This is a genomic window from Xanthomonas sp. A1809 (assembly GCF_017746015.1).
GTDB classification, from domain to species: domain Bacteria; phylum Pseudomonadota; class Gammaproteobacteria; order Xanthomonadales; family Xanthomonadaceae; genus Xanthomonas; species Xanthomonas euvesicatoria.
Window position 1 is genome coordinate 1 of sequence record NZ_JAGHWZ010000001.1, and the last position, 16255, is coordinate 16255.

Here is a 16255-nt window from a genome sequence, read left to right on the forward strand (position 1 = left end):
CACTTCTCGACGAGAAGCTGCCAGGCGCACTTGTCATTAGCATCGCCCACCGTGAAGCCCTCGAAGCATTTCATTCCAACTCTATTATTCTTTCTCAGTAGATATAGCGATGCAGTAGCTACCTGTCGCCATTCGTCTTGATGGCGACCAATGGCAGCGTCTGTGAAGACTTCACCGTCTCCATTGAGATGTATGCGCTTACTCGGGTCATGTCAACTTTCCGAATTAGCGACTTATAAACCCGATCGTAATCCTCCACTGCAGGCAACACAATTTTAAGGATATAGTCCACGTTTCCCGTTAATCGATATGCATCGACGATTTCCGGTATTTCCGTCAACGCGGAATGGAATTTTGCGGTCCATTCGTCGTTGTGCTGACTTGTTCCGATCATGACGAAAATTGTTGTCGGTAGCCCGAGTTTGAGCCGATCAAGTACCGCTACGTTGCCTCTGATATACCCCGCTTCTCGCAGCTGGGTTAAGCGGCGGGAACAAGCAGACGGAGAAAGATGGACAGCCTCTCCCAACTCGGTCAGCGGAGTATCGCTGTCTAGTTGCATGATGTTAAGAATTGCTAGGTCGCGGCTTGTGAGCATGGTCGCTGGATTGGAAAGAGAGGACGCACACATTCTACATCGCTGCATCTGAATTGCGGATGTGCCCGCTTGCGCGCAACTATCGAGCATTTTTTCTGAAATCAGTGCAAAAAACGCATGCAAAATTCCTGTGTAACTGTCTATATTGGATGCCAATATGCGATTGAGTGTTGGAAGCAGCTGATGAGTCGACTGGCGGCCTTGGACAGGATTGGGGAGCTTGTCTTCGTTGTTCGGCCCCGGGGCGCGCCATAACGTGTCTTGCAATGGCCGTCCAAGTCCGTGCTTCGAATACTGGTACACGTCATACGGGCGTTAGCCGGTTCTTCAATGGCGTCAATGAATTCTTATAAGGGCTATTTAATGACTTTCGTAAAAGCAGCCGATTTAGACTTTGCTCAAGATGTTATGAAATCGGAGTTGCCGGTGCTGCTGAAGTTTTCAGCGGATTGGTGCGCTCCGTGCAAATCCGTTGCGCCGGTGATAGAAAGCCTTGCCAAGGAGTACGCTGACGAAATGAAGTTCGTTTCGGTGGACATCGACGACAGTCCGCACATCGCCGAGGCTCACGGAGTGCGAGGCGTGCCGGCTTTTGTAGTGGTCAAAGATGGAAAGATCACCCAGCAACTGTCCGGTTTGCAAACGCGGACGAGGTTAGCTGAATTTATTGAAGCAGCTATTGGGGCTGACCAGTGACTGGAAAAAACGAAACCGCTGTGCTGCTTTTGCAGCGGTTTACGACCGCTGTAGCCAACGGCGATTTCTTTCCAGCCCCGAGCGACCCTGCAAATCGAGATGGCTATCGCGGCATGGTGTCTTGCGTTGTTGGTTCGGAGGACGAGATCTCGTTCGCAGATTTCACCAAAATTCCGCTATCGATTGTCTTGGTCATGACGCCGATTATTCAGAGCCTCCCTCCATCTGTGGCAACGCAGGCTGCCTTCAATTGGCTAGAGCCACGGGTAGGCGTGATGGACGACCTTGCTGCCGAGCGTATCGTCGTGGATTATCTTGAAACAAGTGCTCTGCAGCGGCGCGTGATGGGAAGCGAGGGCGCAAGCGAAGTGCACGCTACGTTGGTTCGATTGCACCAGCTGGCCGCCTCGTGTGATCCGCCTAGTCAGAGCGAGTGGCGAGCGGTGAGACGCAAGGCGAGTGCCTTGTTAAGCGGCCTGGACGAGCACGACGCTAAGGCGCTCTCTTTTCTGGGAACTGCGGGATGGCCGGTGGCGTCTGCGCCGGAATTGATGCGTGACCTGCTGAATGACGAGGCCGCTGCTCTTGCTGCGATTGCAACTCGTAATCGTGGGCTACGGCAACCGGATAGCTCAGATTGGGAAATATTCCGCGCTCTGATTGATGAGCTTAAAGGGGCTGGAAAAAGCAAGGATGAGGCGTTCTCGCTCGTAGATGGTGTTCTCAGTGATCGATATCCAGATGTTTGGAAGCGCTTGAACGATGCTAGCGCATTGAGGCACGAGACCGCGCAAGACGCTGCCGAATTCATGCGTGCCTTAGTCGATAAGCAATTTTCTTTACTTCTGTAATCTTCGAAGTGAGCGAAGCGGAGCCAATCATCGAGTGCCCATCGGAAAGAAAAAGATCCTTGCCCTGCAAATGGGAGAGGACTGTACGAAGGGCGCTTCCTTCCTCTCCCCGCCTGTTTCTCAAGCCCGTGCGGGCGGAGGTCTCCACTATTGGTTTTGTTGAGCGCAAGTCCTACCTTGGCGGCGATACGCTTCTTTCCGAGCCCGCAGAGGCAACCACCAGCGTCGTATCTTCGAGGGCCGACGCTGCGGTGGTCTGTTTCGGGATCAGGGCGTCTGCTTTCGGCCGCGCGGAACTAGTTGGTTTCGGTCTGCTACGGCAGATCTTGCTCTTTATGTTCATTGCGCGATGTTTCAGGTTTATTGATCCGCTTGCCGGGGGAGACAACTTCGCCTTTGAACGACCGACCAAGCCCCTGGCACTTGGCGCAAGTAGGCGTGCCGGTGAAGCGCATTCGAGACCATCGCTAGCTTCTAAGAGCTACGGCAATGAGCCTAGTTACTTGGTCTCTATACTCCCATTACAGCTGCCATGATGGACTGGTGCAGCCAGCGCGGAGTCGCCCACGTCAGGGCTGTCATCGCCTTATTGCCAAACCCCGGCACGACGCTCATGCGACCTGCCTGTAGCGCTGCGATGCCGGCCTGTACGACAGGTTTTGGCTGCATCATGATCATTTTCAAGGTCGGTGTGAGCTTCTGTTTGGCGCCCGCTGCAAACCCTGTATCTGACATGCCCGGGCAAAGCGCGGTGACGATGACGCCGTCTTTCTTGAGCTCCCGATGGAGGGCATCCGAGAACTTCAATACATAGGCTTTGGCGGCAGAGTACACGGCGAAATCCTTGACCCCCTGGTAGGCGAGCAAGCTGGCGACCATCAAGATGCTTCCTTTTTTTCTTGCGCGCATGTCTTCGCCGAAGAGTCGGGTCATGGCAGTAAGACTGCGGATGTCCAGATCGATCATGGCCAGCGAGTGGTCGAGCGCCTCGTCGAGGAATGGACCTTGCAGTCCGTGGCCTGCATTGTTGATCAAGACATCAACTACGATGCCACGTTCGCGCAGACGCTGATGCAGGGCAGTCACTGCTTCAATAAACGAAAGGTCCACCTGCTCCACAATTACATCTACGTTGAAGCTCTGGCGCAACTCAGTCGCGAGAGATTCAAGCTTACTCAACGTACGCGCTGCCAGGATCAGTGATCGGCCCTGCTCCGCATATTGCCTAGCAAACTCGACGCCGAACCCGCTTGATGCGCCGGTCACGAGCACCCAGGATTTAGTGTTGCCAGTCATATGATGCTCCGCTGCGTTTGGTGAGGGCTGGGTAAGAGGGGCGCATGCTGAATTGAGGGGGGGGGCGGGGCGGGATCATAAGTTGGCTTCATGTGACGCGTACTCTGCTGCGTGTCGACGAACGAACTCAGCCATGGTTGTTGCGGGCTTAGCTGTCAGGGCGGACAGGTCGTCTGTCTCACGGTCGTACCGCCCCTGCTGGTGCAGTTGTGCCATAACCGAGAGATGGTGGACGACGTGCGCGGGAACACCGGCTTCATGCAATGTATTGGCCCAAGCGCTCACCGGGATGTCCCGATAGATGATCTTGCGGCCTAGCGCTTCAGAGAATATCCGTGCGTAATTCTCCAGGTCAGTGGACTGTGGGCCGGTGAGGTTGTAGATCTTGCCGACATGCGGTGCAGGGTCCACCAAGATAGCCGACACCGCGTCAGCGACGTCGGCCGCACAGATGGGTGAGGTTCTGCTGTGACCTAATGGCAATAGCAACGTGTTGTTGTCCCGAACTTGGGCGGCAGCAAAACGCAGAAAGAATCCCTCCATGAATACGGTGGGTCGCAGAGTCACCACAGGCAGACCAGACCACGCGAGCGCTTGCTCGGCTAGCCAGTGCAGCTTGTGCTGAGGGCTGTCGGTTGTCTCAGTGATGCTCATCTGTGAAATCGTCATCTGTGACATGTTCACAAAGGCCTCGACGCAATGATGTCGCGCTACCGCAGCTGTATTGACGGTGGCTTCCAGATACGCAGGTGACACCGACATGCCAAAGTAGATTCGAGCAACGCCCTTTACGGCACGATGCATTGATTCAAGGCTTGTCAGGTCGCCGACCACAACCTCAGCGCCGAGCTGACGTAAAGCAGCAGAGCGCGCGTCTTCGCGTCGAACCAAGGCACGGACCTTCAGCCCCTTGGCAAGCAGTGTCTCGGTCACTGTGCGTCCGATACCGCCGACAGCTCCTGCTGCCCCGGTTACCAGTACCGGACGATCATCGCTTTTGGTCATGAGCCTTCACTCCATCAGTACCGGCAGCGGCATATTCGGTTGCCCTAGGGCGTGGGGGCTGCCGTGAGCCGACCGTCAACGTTTTAGCCCTGCGTAATCGGCCGCAGATAGATGCCGTTACTCAGGTTCTGCTTGATTTGTTGGCTGGTCTCATCGGCCAGTACCTCGGGCTGATCGTTGATCACGCCCTCGAGAACGCGCTGGGCCACTTGGTGGGGGTCGGATTTGTGCACGCCCTCGATGCCACGCGTCATTTCAGTGTCTAAGAACGCGACATGGACGCCCACCACCAGCGTTCCCTGCGCGGCCAGCCGCAGGCGCAAGCCATTGGTCAGTGACCATGCTGCCGCCTTGCTTGCCGAGTACGTTACGGTGTTCGGGAGGTTAATCCAGCTCAGGGCCGAGTGCATGTTGACGATGGCCCCACCACCGTTGGCGGCGAGGAGTGGTGCGAACGCCAAACTGGTAGCCAACGGACCGGCAGCATTGGTCTCGAACTCAAGGCGGAGGGTATCCAGGCTGATGCTGTCCTGCGCTTGATCGCTCAGGCCACTGATGCCTGCATTATTGATCAGCAGTGTGAGGTCAGGCGCACGTTGAACGGCTGCAGCAATGTCTTCCGGATGCGTGACGTCGAACTTGAGCGGCACCACATTCGGCAGGGTTTCGATCGTGGAAGGGTCGCGTGCTGCGGCGTACACCTTGGCTGCGCCTGCGGCCAGAAGCGCCTGGACGAACGCCTTGCCCAGCCCGCGGTTTGCACCTGTGACCAGTGCGATGCTGTCTTTGATTTGCATGTCGATCGACCTTCGTCTGTTGAAAAATTGATGCGCGATTTCATCTGCGTAACTGAGGTGTCGAGTGAGCAGAAGCGCGCGGAAGTAGGAACAGGGTCAGCGCAACCAAGCAGGCCACGAACTGAATGCCACCCAGTGCGGCGACAGGCGTAGCGCTCAGGACAGAGCCCAACCAAGTTGTCAGCGCGGCCGAGCTCATGGTGAGAAATCCCAGCAGTGCCGAAGCCAATCCGGCTTCCCGACCAAACGGCCCCATGGCAATTGCGGTGCCCAACGGATTGGCCAGCCCCATGCCGCACAGGAAAGTCACCATCGACAGGGCATACCACCACAGACTGGGATGCGCGGGTCCCAGTGCCAGCAACGCGCCCCCTCCCATGGCACAAGCGATGCCGAATGTGGCAACGGGCGCTGCACCATGGAGATGGGCCAGACGTGGGGCAGCCATGCCTGCGCCGAACACGACGAACACGGTCGTCGCGAAGTACACGCCAGTCTGCAGCGATGACAAGCCGATCTCGTTCATCAGGATGGCTGGAGCTGCTGCGAACGAAGCAAACAGTCCACTCATCAATAAGCTCATCGCCAGGGCCGGCAGGATGAAGCGCTTGTCATTCGCAAGCCTGCCGTAGGCAACAACTACCTGGCGGGTAGAGTGCGGTGTGCGGCGGTTGGCCGGGAGGGTCTCACCCAGATCCTTGACATAGAAGATGGCAAGCATGACCGCAGCGACGCCAACCAGAATGAAGGTTACGCGCCAGCCGACGGTGACTGACAGGATGCTGCCTGCCAGGGGAGAAAAGCCCGGTGCTGCAGCAGTAGCGATCATGGTAAGCGAGAGTGCACGTGCCAGTGTCTCGCCCTCGAACAGGTCACGTGCGATGGCGCGGGAGAGCACAGATGCCGCACACACACCCAGTGCCTGGGTGACACGCGCAAGGATAAGTGCGTCCAATGAGGTCGCCAGTCCTCCTACAAGTGTTCCAGCGAAAAACACAGCCAGTCCGCCCAGCACTAGTTTCTTTCGCCCATAGCGGTCTGCCAGAGGGCCGACGACCAACTGGCCCAGAGCGAAGGTCATGAAGAAGCTCGACAGCGTCAACCCAAGTTCGCGCGTACTTACCCCCAGTTCCCGGCCGATATCCGGAAAGGCAGGGAGGATGATATTTGTGGACAGCATGCCGATAGCCGCCAGTCCAGCAAGCAACGCGACGATATTGCCGGTCAGTGGTTGCCTATTGGGCTGCGATGAAGTATCGACAATCGCTGCGTCGTTCTTAGGCGCCATGCCAGTCCTCCTGCGTCAGGTGTGGCCCAAGAACATCCACGCGCGTGCCTCCATACGGGCGGTAGCCATCGTTGGCGACGGGCGCGCGCGTGACGCCCACCGTTTGCAATTGCGTCAGTACAAGGGGGGCTGTCATGGATTCATGCCTAGGTCGCTTACGCTTATTGTTGCTAGTGCTCAGTGGCGTGAAGAGATCGCTGCCAAGAGCCTCTGGAAGTAATCATGATGGTTGTCATACTTGAATTTAAGTATGATGGCCATCATGAAAAGCGTCAAGCCATTGTTGCTGCCAAGGACTACGATTCGAGGTCTACTGAATGAGATACCCCGCCAGTCAAACGGCAGAACGCCACGAACGGGTTCTGGATGAGGCTTCCCGACTGTTCCGCGCCAAGGGCATTGCCGGCGCAAGCATCGCTGAGGTCATGAAGGCATCAGGTCTGACGCACGGCGCGTTCTACGCGCACTTCGAGTCAAAAGAGGCGCTGGCGTGTGCGAGCATTGACCATGCCATGGACCAGTTGAACCGTGAGCTGGGAGAAACAGTGGCCTCAAGTGAAACGCCGAAGGTAGCTTTTCTCGATCATTACCTGAGTAAGCGTCATCGCGATCATCCCGAGAATGGATGCGCCATGCCAACGCTTGCCATTGAGGTCGCCCGTGAGCAAGGCATGCGTCAGACGTTCACTCGACGCGTGACGAAAATGATTGCATCGTTCAGTGCCAACTTACCGTGGCGGCGGGGTCGCTCAAAGGAGGAGCAAGCGATCTGCTTCATGTCCGCAATTGTTGGCGCCATGGTGCTCGCTCGCGCAGTCGACGATCCTGATCTATCAGACAAGATTCTGATGGCGACTCGCAACGAGCTGTCGCGGCAGTAGTGCCGGTGCGACTGCATGGGTGATTATTTTTTCAAAGTTGTTGGCCGATGGGCGTATTGTCCACTCCGTCTCGCACACGATGGAAGGCGAGAGTTAGGCGGTGATCCAAACTGCCGATTCAAGACGTAACGACAGCAACACGTGTAGCGCGTTCGAATTGACCATCTTCAATATCGACCAGGAAGATCTCTACTTCTACTGGCTCAATCCGCGTAATCCCCTCTCGGTGCCGTTGCAACGGCACGCGGTCCATCAGGTCACGTGCGTATTTTCCGATACTTGTCGCTGGTGTTTGCGTTGTTCGAAAATAACGCCTCCTACGCCAGGTTCTAGCGCCTAGTGCAAGGCGAGGTGCGTGGCACCCCTAGCTTGACGTGCGCGGAGCCGCCATCATGATCATTGCTGCGATGGCGACCGCAAGCCTGATCTGATACAACGCATCGCGTGTCGACAGTGACGCTGTGCTCTTGCATGCTCAATGCAACGGTAAGGCATGCATCACGATAGACCTCGCAACCGTTTGATCTTAGGGGCGAAGCAGACGCCTCCAACGCTACGCTCTGGCAAACGACCCTCGATGAGGCATGTAATGTACTGGATGGAAGAAGCCTCGGTCTTTGATGTCCAGCATCGCTGGATCATCGAGGTAACGGAAAAGCGATTACTTGCGCCCTATCCGGCGCCCAAGCTTCAAGTAAAAACCTAAGGAAGGTAGTCATCCAGGCCTCGCACTAAGACGCGTTGCGCGCCAAGGTCGACAGATGTAATGACATTACCTAACGCGCCAGAAGATCGTTCGGAGGTCTTTGCCACAGTCGAGAAGAAGCCTCTCGCCGACAAGCATGTCCGCGCCCGCGTCTGTGTGTACTGCGCGGTCGTCGTCGTGACCGCCGCAAGACCGGCGCACCAAAAAAAGGGCCGCTCCCCTCAAGGAAGCGACCCTAAAGATCTGCGGTTAGCAGATCAAACGGCTCTCGAATCGTGTATATATTGAAGACGCTGTGGGTCCTTAGAACTCCTGCCAGTCACTGCCACCGGCCGTCGGTTGCGTAGCACTTGCGGAAAAGCGCGGCTGGGAGTTAGCACCGCTACGCGTCGTGGCACCTGCTGCGATGCGTGCATTGGCCGGTGCCCTGGCGATGGCTGAGAGCTTGCGCGCCAGCGAGCTCTGCTCGACGATCTTGAACACGGCCACCGCCTCGGTGAGTTGCTGGGCCTGTTCTTCCATCGCGCGGGCGGCGGCGGTGGCTTCTTCCACCAGCGCGGCGTTCTGCTGGGTGGCTTCGTCCATGTGGGTGACGGTCTGGTTGACCTGCTCGATGCCGGCCGACTGTTCCTGCGAGGCGGCAGAGATCTCGCCCATGATGTTGGTGACACGCTGCACGCTGGCGACGATCTCGGCCATGGTCTTGCCGGCCTGGTCCACCAGCTGCGAACCGTCGGCCACCCGCTGCACCGAGTCGTCGATCAGGCTCTTGATCTCCTTGGCCGCTGCCGACGAACGCTGTGCCAGGGTGCGCACCTCGGAGGCGACCACCGCAAAGCCGCGGCCCTGGTCGCCGGCACGCGCCGCTTCCACTGCTGCGTTCAGGGCCAGGATGTTGGTCTGGAACGCGATGCCGTCGATGACGCTGATGATGTCGGCAATGCGCTTGGACGAGGCCTCGATGCCGCTCATGGTGTCGACCACCTTGCTGACCACCTCGCCACCCTGCGAGGCCACACTGGCGGCGCCGATGGCGAGTTGGTTGGCCTGGCGTGCGCTTTCGGCGTTCTGGCGCACGGTGGAGGTGAGTTCTTCCATCGAGGCAGCGGTTTCCTCCAGGTTGGCGGCCTGCTGCTCGGTGCGCTGCGACAGGTCCTGATTGCCGGCGGCGATCTCGCTGGCGGCAGCGTTGATCGAGGTGGCCGAGTGCTGGATGTGCCCGACGATGCCGGACAACTGGGTCGCGGTGGCGTTGGCGTCGTCGCGCATCTGTGCGAACACGCCCTTGAACTCGCCGTCCATGCGCGCGGTCAGGTCGCCCGCCGCAATCGCCCGCAGGATGCCCGACAGCGACTGCAGGCTGCCATCGGCGGTGGCCATCAACTGGTTGAGGCTCTCGACCATGACGCGGAAATCGAACTGGAACTGCGCTGCATCGCCGCGTGCACCAAAGTTGCCGTCGGCAGCGGCTTGTGCCAACTGCTTGATTTCCAGATTCATGGCGGACAGGTTGGCCTTGACCTCGTCCATGGTCTGCGTCAGTACGGCTTTCTCGCCCGGCAGTTGCTCCATGTCTTCACTCAAATCGCCGATGGCGTAGCAGCCCATGATGCGTGCGAGGTTCGACTGCACGCTCAGATGGGAAGCAACCAGAGCGTTGGTGTCCTTGGCCATGCGGCCGTAGTCGCCAGGAAGTGCGCTGGCATCCATCAGAAAGCTTATCTGGCCTTCGTCGTGGCGCTTGGCCATGTCTGACTGGGCCGACATCAGGCTGCGGATTTGCGTTTGCATGAGTTGCATGGCCTGCAGCAAGCGACCTGGTTCATCCAGTGCCTTGGTCCGAGCATCGCTACTCAAATCTCCTTGAGCGATGGCGTTGGCAACCTTGGTTGCACGGGCCAGTGGCGTGGTGAGGCTGCGCGTAATGATCCAGCCCAGTACTGCGCTGACGATGACAACGATCGCACCGCCCGCGATCAGCATGGCTCGCCCTCCAGCGATTGCGGTAAGCGCTTCTTCATAAGCCTGCTGGGCACTTTGGTTTTGACGCTTTACCAGCTCTCGAAGTGTTTTTTGCCAGCTGAGAATGGCTGGGCGTGCCTTCTCGCTCAGCAGGGTTTGTGCCCCCGGGTAGTCTTCTGCGACGCAAAGGGCGATGACTTGATCACTCAGCTGGCGAGCAATCGCGCGCTGGCTGTCTAGAGTGACTCGAACTTGACGGCCACCTTCGGAGAGAGACTTGCTATCCAAGGCCGTTAGCTGCTCGCGTAGTTGTGAGTAGCGGTCACGTTCGCTGTGGATGGTTCCAGCGGCCTCTTTGTTGAGCTCATCACTGGTGGTCATCGCATACGTGCCGAGGGCGACGAGGATTGAAGAATTGGCATCCAGCATTCCATTGGCAACTTGGATCTTTGCCATTCTGTCTTGGACAATGGAGTCCAGCTGATGCTTGGAATTGGACATCGTCCACAGGCCCGCTGCAACAAGCATGGCGGAAAGAAGAATCAGGATGCCGAAAGCGACAGTCAGACGCTTGCCAACGCTATGCCTTTGAAGAAAATCCATCTCATAACTCTTGATGCCGTGCAAAAGCGCACGGATGCTTAGCGGCCTCATCCTTCAGAAATTAAGAAACTAGCGATTTCTGTGTTCATTCCAATGCAAGAAGGCGCGTGAACTAGCGCGTCAGGGTAGCCATCTTTCAACGCTGCATTGCGAGCCGTTCCATGCGCAGGCACTCCACCACCGATTTGTCCTGATCGACATCCGTGACCGGCTTGAGATGCACGAAGCATCCTTTACCGATTTCCTCTCGACACCAACCGTGGGTACAATGGCAGACCTTAGCAACGACTCGAATCTCGGACAGTGATGACTCCCCCCTGAAACTCCATTGAGAGTTGAACCAGGTAGACCTACCTGGTAACGGGATGCTGTCTGTTGAATTCAGCGCGCGCCTCGCGCGTGGAGGTCGTTCTCATGTCTAATGTTTATCCGCTGCGCCAGCAATGGCTCGGCAATGTGCGTGGCGATGTACTTGCCGGTATTGTCGTTGCGCTTGCGCTCATCCCAGAGGCGATCGCGTTCTCGATCATTGCTGGTGTCGATCCGAAGGTCGGGCTCTATGCTGCCTTCTGTATAGCCGTAGTGACGTCTATCGCAGGTGGTCGCCCGGGCATGATCTCTGCGGCAACCGGCGCCATGGCGCTGTTGATGGTAGATCTGGTAAAGGACCACGGGCTGCAGTATCTGCTGGCAGCCACGGTTCTCGCCGGTATGCTGCAGGTCGGCGCAGGCGCCTTGCGACTTGGCTCACTCATGCGTTTTGTGTCGCGTTCGGTCATTACCGGCTTCGTCAACGCGCTGGCAATCCTGATTTTCCTGGCCCAGTTGCCCGAGTTGGTCGGCATGCCTTGGCAGGTCTATGCCGTCTGTGCGTTTGCCCTGGCCATCATCTATTTGCTGCCGCTGTTTACCAGGACGATTCCCTCGCCTTTGGTGGCGATCGTGGCGATGACGGCCGCATGCATGTTTTGGGGTATCGACATCCGTACTGTCGGCGACATGGGCAGGTTGCCCGATAGCCTGCCGACATTCTTTCTGCCCGATGTTCCTTTGACTTCGGACACCTTCCGCATTCTGTTTCCGGTTTCGGCGACGCTGGCGATGGTGGGCGTACTGGAGTCGCTGATGACGGCGCAGATCGTGGAAGACATGACCGACACGCCTTCGCAACGCAATCGCGAATGCATCGGCCAGGGCGTGGCCAACATGATTGCGGGGTGTTTTGGCGGCATGGCAGGGTGCGCGATGATCGGCCAGTCGGTGATCAACGTAAGTTCAGGTGGGCGCGGACGCCTGTCGTGCCTGGTGTCGGGTGTGGTGCTGCTGCTGATGGTGGTCTACGGCGCGCCATGGGTTAGCCAGATTCCGATGGCCGCACTGGTGGCGGTGATGATCATGGTCAGCATCGGCACTTTCAATTGGAGGTCGTTTGGCGACCTGAGGACTCACCCCAAGAGCTCGTCGGTGGTGATGATCGGGACGGTGGTCGTCACTGTGCTGACACACGACCTGGCCAGGGGTGTGCTGGCGGGCGTGCTGCTGTCTGCCCTGTTTTTTGCTCGTAAGGTGGGGCGCATGTTGTATGTCCTGGAGCGGGATGTGGATTCGGACACGCGCGTGTACGAGGTGCGTGGCCAGGTGTTCTTCGCCTCTGCCGGACAATTTGCGTCCAGCTTTGATTTCCTGAACAGTCCGAAGAAAGTGACCGTCGATCTCACGCATGCCCACTTCTGGGACATCAGCGCGGTGGGAGCACTCGATCGCGTGGTGCTGAAACTGCGATCGCATGGGGTGCAAGTCGATGTCATCGGCTTGAACGAGGCCAGCGACACGCTCATCGAGCGGCTGGGAACCCATCGCCGGGAAGGTGCGACGCTGTCGCTTGGCCATTGAGGCCAACGGACGCCGGCGTGCCAGTGACATGGTGATGCTGGGTGCATTCCCATGTCTGCGAGCATCGCGGCGTGCCTGCGGCAGCCTGTCAGGTAGTGCGCTGGAGTGGCGGCCACCCCGGCTCGGTTACCGGCCGCCGGACCGGGGAGATACCACCTTGCGAGGCAACTGGATGGCGGCAAGCATTCCGCCTCCATCCCGGTTGCTGAAGCTCAGCTGCCCACCGTGGGTCTGGCAGATCGCCGAAGCGATCGCCAGCCCCAGTCCACTTCCACCGGACTGTCGCGCGCGTGAGTGTTCTGCGCGCCAGAAGCGATCCATCAAGCGCGGAAGCTGGTCAGGATCCACGCCGGGACCTCTGTCGCCGACAAGAATATGGTAAAGCTCGGGCTCGGCCGCGACAGACAGCTCCAGCACTTGACCCGAGCTACCGTAGCGGATGGCATTGTCGATCAGGATCGATACCACCTGACCCAGCCGAGCGCGATCGCCTGGCATATTCAGATCGGGTGGAATGTTGCAGCTGATGACCATGCCTGCCTTGCTCAGTGCAGGAGTGGCCCATTCCAGCCGCTCGTTGATCAAGTCGGTCAAAGAGAAGTTATCTATCTCCAGGACCAACTGCCCGGCACGCGCGAGCGAAACCAGATGTAGCTCGCTCACCAGCCGGTTGATCTGTTCCAGCTGTGCATGCACCAGTGCCAACTGCTCCGGTGCGCGTGGGAATACCTCGTCCAACATCCCCTGTACACGCCCCATCGCCGCCGTGAGCGGGGTACGCAACTCATGCGCAAGCATGGCACTGGATTCGCGCAATTCGCGCTCATACTGCTGAAGCTTGGCGCTCATTGCATTGAAGTCAACCGCAAGTCCGGTGAGTTCCCCGGGGGCGCCATCCACCACGGGAACGCTCCCGCCGAACTGACCCTCGCTGACCCGATGTGCGACGCGTGCGACATGCAGCAGCTGTCGTGAAAGCGGTCGGGCAATCAATAAGCCACAGAGCAGGATCAGTGGAATGACCACCACCACCATGCTGCTCAACACAGCCCAGTCCGGATTGCCAATCCCCGGAAGCAACATACGGATGTCGTAGTAATGCTCCATTAGTTGCCACAAGCGCGCTTCGTTCACGTCGGGTTGCGCCCGCAACAACTCGATTTCAGCCTGGACGTCTGCCGGAACATCGCGCAGGATCAGGTAGTCCCGAATATCGAAGTATGCCCACATGCTGAACGCGATCAAGCAGACCGTGGTGATCGCCAAGCCGCTGATTCGCATCCCGATCCACAACGAAAGCGGCGCGTTGCGGTGTGCCATGAGCCATCTGCGTAGCTTCCGCACCATTCTCACTTGAACCGATATCCGACGGAGCGGACTGTCACCAGCACGCCGGTGATGCCGTGTTGATCGAGCTTGCGTCGCAGGTTGAGCACGTGGGTGTCCAGAACCCGCTCCAGCGCATCGCTATCGGGCAGACAGGCCTCCAGTAACTCGCTACGGGTGAAGGCCTTGGATGGGGTCCTCAACAGGGTCATCAAGAGCGTGAACTCGGTGCGAGTCAGCTCCAGCGGCACCAGGGTGCCATCTTCGGACTCGATGTGCGCCGCAAAGCTGGTTGGGTCCACGCGCAGGCGTTCATAACGCAGCGCTTCCTCATTGCTGCGCGTGGTCGTACTGCGGCGCAGGACGGCAAAGACCCGCGCTACGACTTCCTTGGGGCTGTAAGGCTTGACCACGTAATCGTCGGCACCGTAGCGCAATGCGCCAAGCTTTTCCGGCTCGTCACCGATCGCGGTCACCATGATGACCGGGGTGCTGCCCACGCGGCGGATCGCCGACAACACCTCGATGCCGCTCAACGAGGGCAGCATCATGTCCAACAGGACGAGGTCCGGCTTCCACTGCGCATGCAATTGCACTGCGCGCATACCGTCCGAGGCAATCGCAACGTCAAAGCCTTCTCTGAGCAGGTACGCCTCGAGGACGCTGGCGCTATCACCATCGTCCTCGACGACCAGGACCTTCTTGGATGCCATGCGTCCTCCAGTGTTTTTGTTGTCTTGATGAAATCTTGATGAAGTCCCGAGGCAACCTTGAATCTCGGCCTCGATGCTATGCCTCGGTCGATCCACAGGCATATCCCATGATTCCACAGATTGCAGGCAACCCTCTACGACAGGCTACCTTGGTGCTGGTGCTCGCCTTGTTGCTGGGAGGGTGCTCCCTCGCCCCTGCCTACCATCGCCCGGCGGTCGCGTTACCAGCCAACTTCGCCGACTCGCAGGCGCCTGCAGCAGCATCCGTCGGGCAGATTCAGGAGCTTAAGGCGCACGAACTGGCATTCCTGAGGGCGTTCGCGCCCCGCACAGCGCTGGCGCCTTTGGTCAGCGCCGCCCTGGCACACAACGCCGATTACCGTATGGCCACCTTGCGGGTGGAGCAAGCGCGCGCGCAGTACCGCATCGAGCGCTCGGCGCGTCTACCGTCCGTTGGCGTGGATGCGCAGCGCGTTCGCCAGATCTACGACGATCCTGAGCTGCAGCAGCGCTTCCAGCAGGAGCTGTCAGTGGCAAGTGTGGGAATCGGTGACTTCGAGCTGGATTTCTTCGGGAAGCTGAAATCCCTCTCAGATGCGGCGCGTTCCCGCTACATGGCTTCGACACATGGTCAGGAGGCGGCACGCGGGGCGCTGATCGCCGAAGTGCTGCGCGCGTACACGCTCGAGCGCGCCACCGCCGGGGAATTGGCAATTCAGCAGACGATCGAGGCCGACACCGCCGCCTTGCTGGCCTACGCCCAGCGCCAGCAAGCCGTGGGCATGCTGTCCCAGGACGAGCTCAACCGCCAACGGGCTGAGGCCGATCGGGTACGTGTACGCACGCTTCAGGCTGCCGACGATCATCGGGCGGCATTGCGGGCGATGCACCTGTTGACCGGTTTTGCCACCGTCGAGATAGAAGGGGCATTGGCCGATCTGGCCCCCGGCGACGAGAGCGACGGTGCCCTGCGCGACCTGGACTCGGATGTGTTGCTGCAACGCCCAGACGTCCAGCAGGCCGAGGCCGAGCTGCGCGCGCGCAATGCTGACATCGGTGCAGCGCGGGCAGCGTTCTTCCCCTCCATCCGCCTGAGTACCGGGCTGGGTACGGCAAGCAGCACGCTCGGCGGCCTGTTCGACAGCGGAAGCCGCATGTGGTCGTTCACCCCGCAATTATCGTTACCGATCTTCGATTTCGGCCGCAACCGTTCCAATCTCGACCTGGCCAAGGTGCGCAAGCAGGCCGGTATCGTCGAATACGAACGGACGATCGAATCGGCGTTTCGTGAAGTCGCCGATGCACTCGACGCTCGCGCCACCCTGGGTATTGCGCGGGACCGGAGCCACGCATCGCTGCAGCGCGAACAACGCCGCATCGAGCGGATGGCATTGCGTGTCGAGCGGGGGCTGCAGGACCGCGGCGGATTGCTTGAGGAGCGCGTGCAACTGGGCCGGACAGCGCTGGATGCCCTGTCCGTTGATCGGGATGCTGCGCTCAACCGCATCGCTGTTTTTCGCGCGTTCTACGGAGTCAGGCTCCCGGCGTCGTCGTGACCGGTGCCACTTCGCCAAATCCACTTCCAACGCCATGAAGGCGCCGATGCCTTCCCATCTTCAGACCATCGTGCAGGACTTCTC

Annotated in this window: 15 protein-coding genes; 6 read left to right on the forward strand and 9 right to left on the reverse strand. The window is 58.9% G+C overall.

Features of this window, described 5'->3' with window-relative positions; all coding sequences use genetic code 11:
* Positions 1 to 118 precede the first annotated feature (118 nt).
* Entirely contained in the window at positions 119 to 865 is a 747-nt protein-coding gene (locus tag J7396_RS00005) for an Lrp/AsnC family transcriptional regulator (protein WP_209260700.1), read from the reverse strand.
* Between the two features lie 72 nt (positions 866 to 937).
* Between J7396_RS00005 and J7396_RS00010 the strand changes: the two genes are divergently transcribed.
* Positions 938 to 1294, forward strand: a complete 357-nt coding sequence (locus J7396_RS00010) for a thioredoxin family protein (protein WP_209260701.1) — start codon at positions 938 to 940, stop codon at positions 1292 to 1294.
* Positions 1291 to 2145: a hypothetical protein gene (locus J7396_RS00015; RefSeq protein WP_209260702.1), complete on the forward strand. Its 855-nt coding sequence runs from the start codon at positions 1291 to 1293 to the stop codon at positions 2143 to 2145. The genes J7396_RS00010 and J7396_RS00015 overlap by 4 nt, the downstream gene beginning before the upstream one ends.
* A 510-nt stretch (positions 2146 to 2655) precedes the next feature.
* On the opposite strand, the gene J7396_RS00020 is transcribed toward J7396_RS00015, so the two are convergent.
* From J7396_RS00020 to J7396_RS00040, 5 genes are all read right to left on the reverse strand, one after another.
* Entirely contained in the window at positions 2656 to 3441 is a 786-nt protein-coding gene (locus J7396_RS00020; RefSeq protein WP_209260703.1) for an SDR family oxidoreductase, read from the reverse strand.
* Between the two features lie 75 nt (positions 3442 to 3516).
* Entirely contained in the window at positions 3517 to 4446 is a 930-nt protein-coding gene (locus J7396_RS00025; protein WP_209260704.1) for an SDR family NAD(P)-dependent oxidoreductase, read from the reverse strand.
* An 83-nt stretch (positions 4447 to 4529) separates the two neighbouring features.
* On the reverse strand, positions 4530 to 5243 hold the full coding sequence (locus tag J7396_RS00030) for an SDR family oxidoreductase (RefSeq protein ID WP_209260705.1): 714 nt from the start codon (positions 5241 to 5243) through the stop codon (positions 4530 to 4532).
* Positions 5244 to 5283: 40 nt separating this feature from the next.
* On the reverse strand, positions 5284 to 6531 hold the full coding sequence (locus tag J7396_RS00035; RefSeq protein ID WP_209260706.1) for a multidrug effflux MFS transporter: 1248 nt from the start codon (positions 6529 to 6531) through the stop codon (positions 5284 to 5286).
* Positions 6521 to 6667 (reverse strand): hypothetical protein, encoded by a 147-nt coding sequence (locus J7396_RS00040; protein ID WP_209260707.1) that lies wholly within the window; start codon positions 6665 to 6667, stop codon positions 6521 to 6523. Before J7396_RS00040 ends, J7396_RS00035 begins: the two co-directional genes overlap by 11 nt.
* A gap of 181 nt (positions 6668 to 6848) precedes the next feature.
* On the opposite strand from J7396_RS00040, the gene J7396_RS00045 reads away from it, so the two are divergent.
* Positions 6849 to 7412 (forward strand): TetR/AcrR family transcriptional regulator, encoded by a 564-nt coding sequence (locus J7396_RS00045; protein ID WP_209260708.1) that lies wholly within the window; start codon positions 6849 to 6851, stop codon positions 7410 to 7412.
* Between the two features lie 1009 nt (positions 7413 to 8421).
* On the opposite strand, the gene J7396_RS00050 is transcribed toward J7396_RS00045, so the two are convergent.
* The gene (locus tag J7396_RS00050) at positions 8422 to 10629 is read right to left on the reverse strand and encodes a methyl-accepting chemotaxis protein (protein WP_343237456.1); all 2208 of its coding nucleotides are present in this window, start codon (positions 10627 to 10629) and stop codon (positions 8422 to 8424) included.
* Here J7396_RS00050 and J7396_RS22470 point away from each other — a divergent pair.
* The gene (locus J7396_RS22470; RefSeq protein ID WP_244669461.1) at positions 10564 to 10725 is read left to right on the forward strand and encodes a hypothetical protein; all 162 of its coding nucleotides are present in this window, start codon (positions 10564 to 10566) and stop codon (positions 10723 to 10725) included. The two genes, J7396_RS00050 and J7396_RS22470, sit on opposite strands and share 66 nt — an antisense overlap.
* Before the next feature lie 372 nt (positions 10726 to 11097).
* Positions 11098 to 12576 carry a SulP family inorganic anion transporter gene (locus J7396_RS00055; protein ID WP_209260710.1) on the forward strand — a complete coding sequence of 493 codons (1479 nt, stop codon included), beginning with the start codon at positions 11098 to 11100 and terminating at the stop codon, positions 12574 to 12576.
* A gap of 126 nt (positions 12577 to 12702) precedes the next feature.
* Here the strand turns inward: J7396_RS00055 and J7396_RS00060 are convergent, their stop codons facing one another.
* Positions 12703 to 13896 carry an ATP-binding protein gene (locus tag J7396_RS00060; protein WP_209260711.1) on the reverse strand — a complete coding sequence of 398 codons (1194 nt, stop codon included), beginning with the start codon at positions 13894 to 13896 and terminating at the stop codon, positions 12703 to 12705.
* Positions 13897 to 13925: 29 nt separating this feature from the next.
* Entirely contained in the window at positions 13926 to 14615 is a 690-nt protein-coding gene (locus J7396_RS00065; protein ID WP_209260712.1) for a response regulator, read from the reverse strand.
* Positions 14616 to 14722: 107 nt separating this feature from the next.
* Between J7396_RS00065 and J7396_RS00070 the strand changes: the two genes are divergently transcribed.
* Complete coding sequence (locus J7396_RS00070) at positions 14723 to 16171, forward strand: efflux transporter outer membrane subunit (protein WP_209260713.1); 1449 nt, start codon at positions 14723 to 14725, stop codon at positions 16169 to 16171.
* Positions 16172 to 16255: the final 84 nt, after the last annotated feature.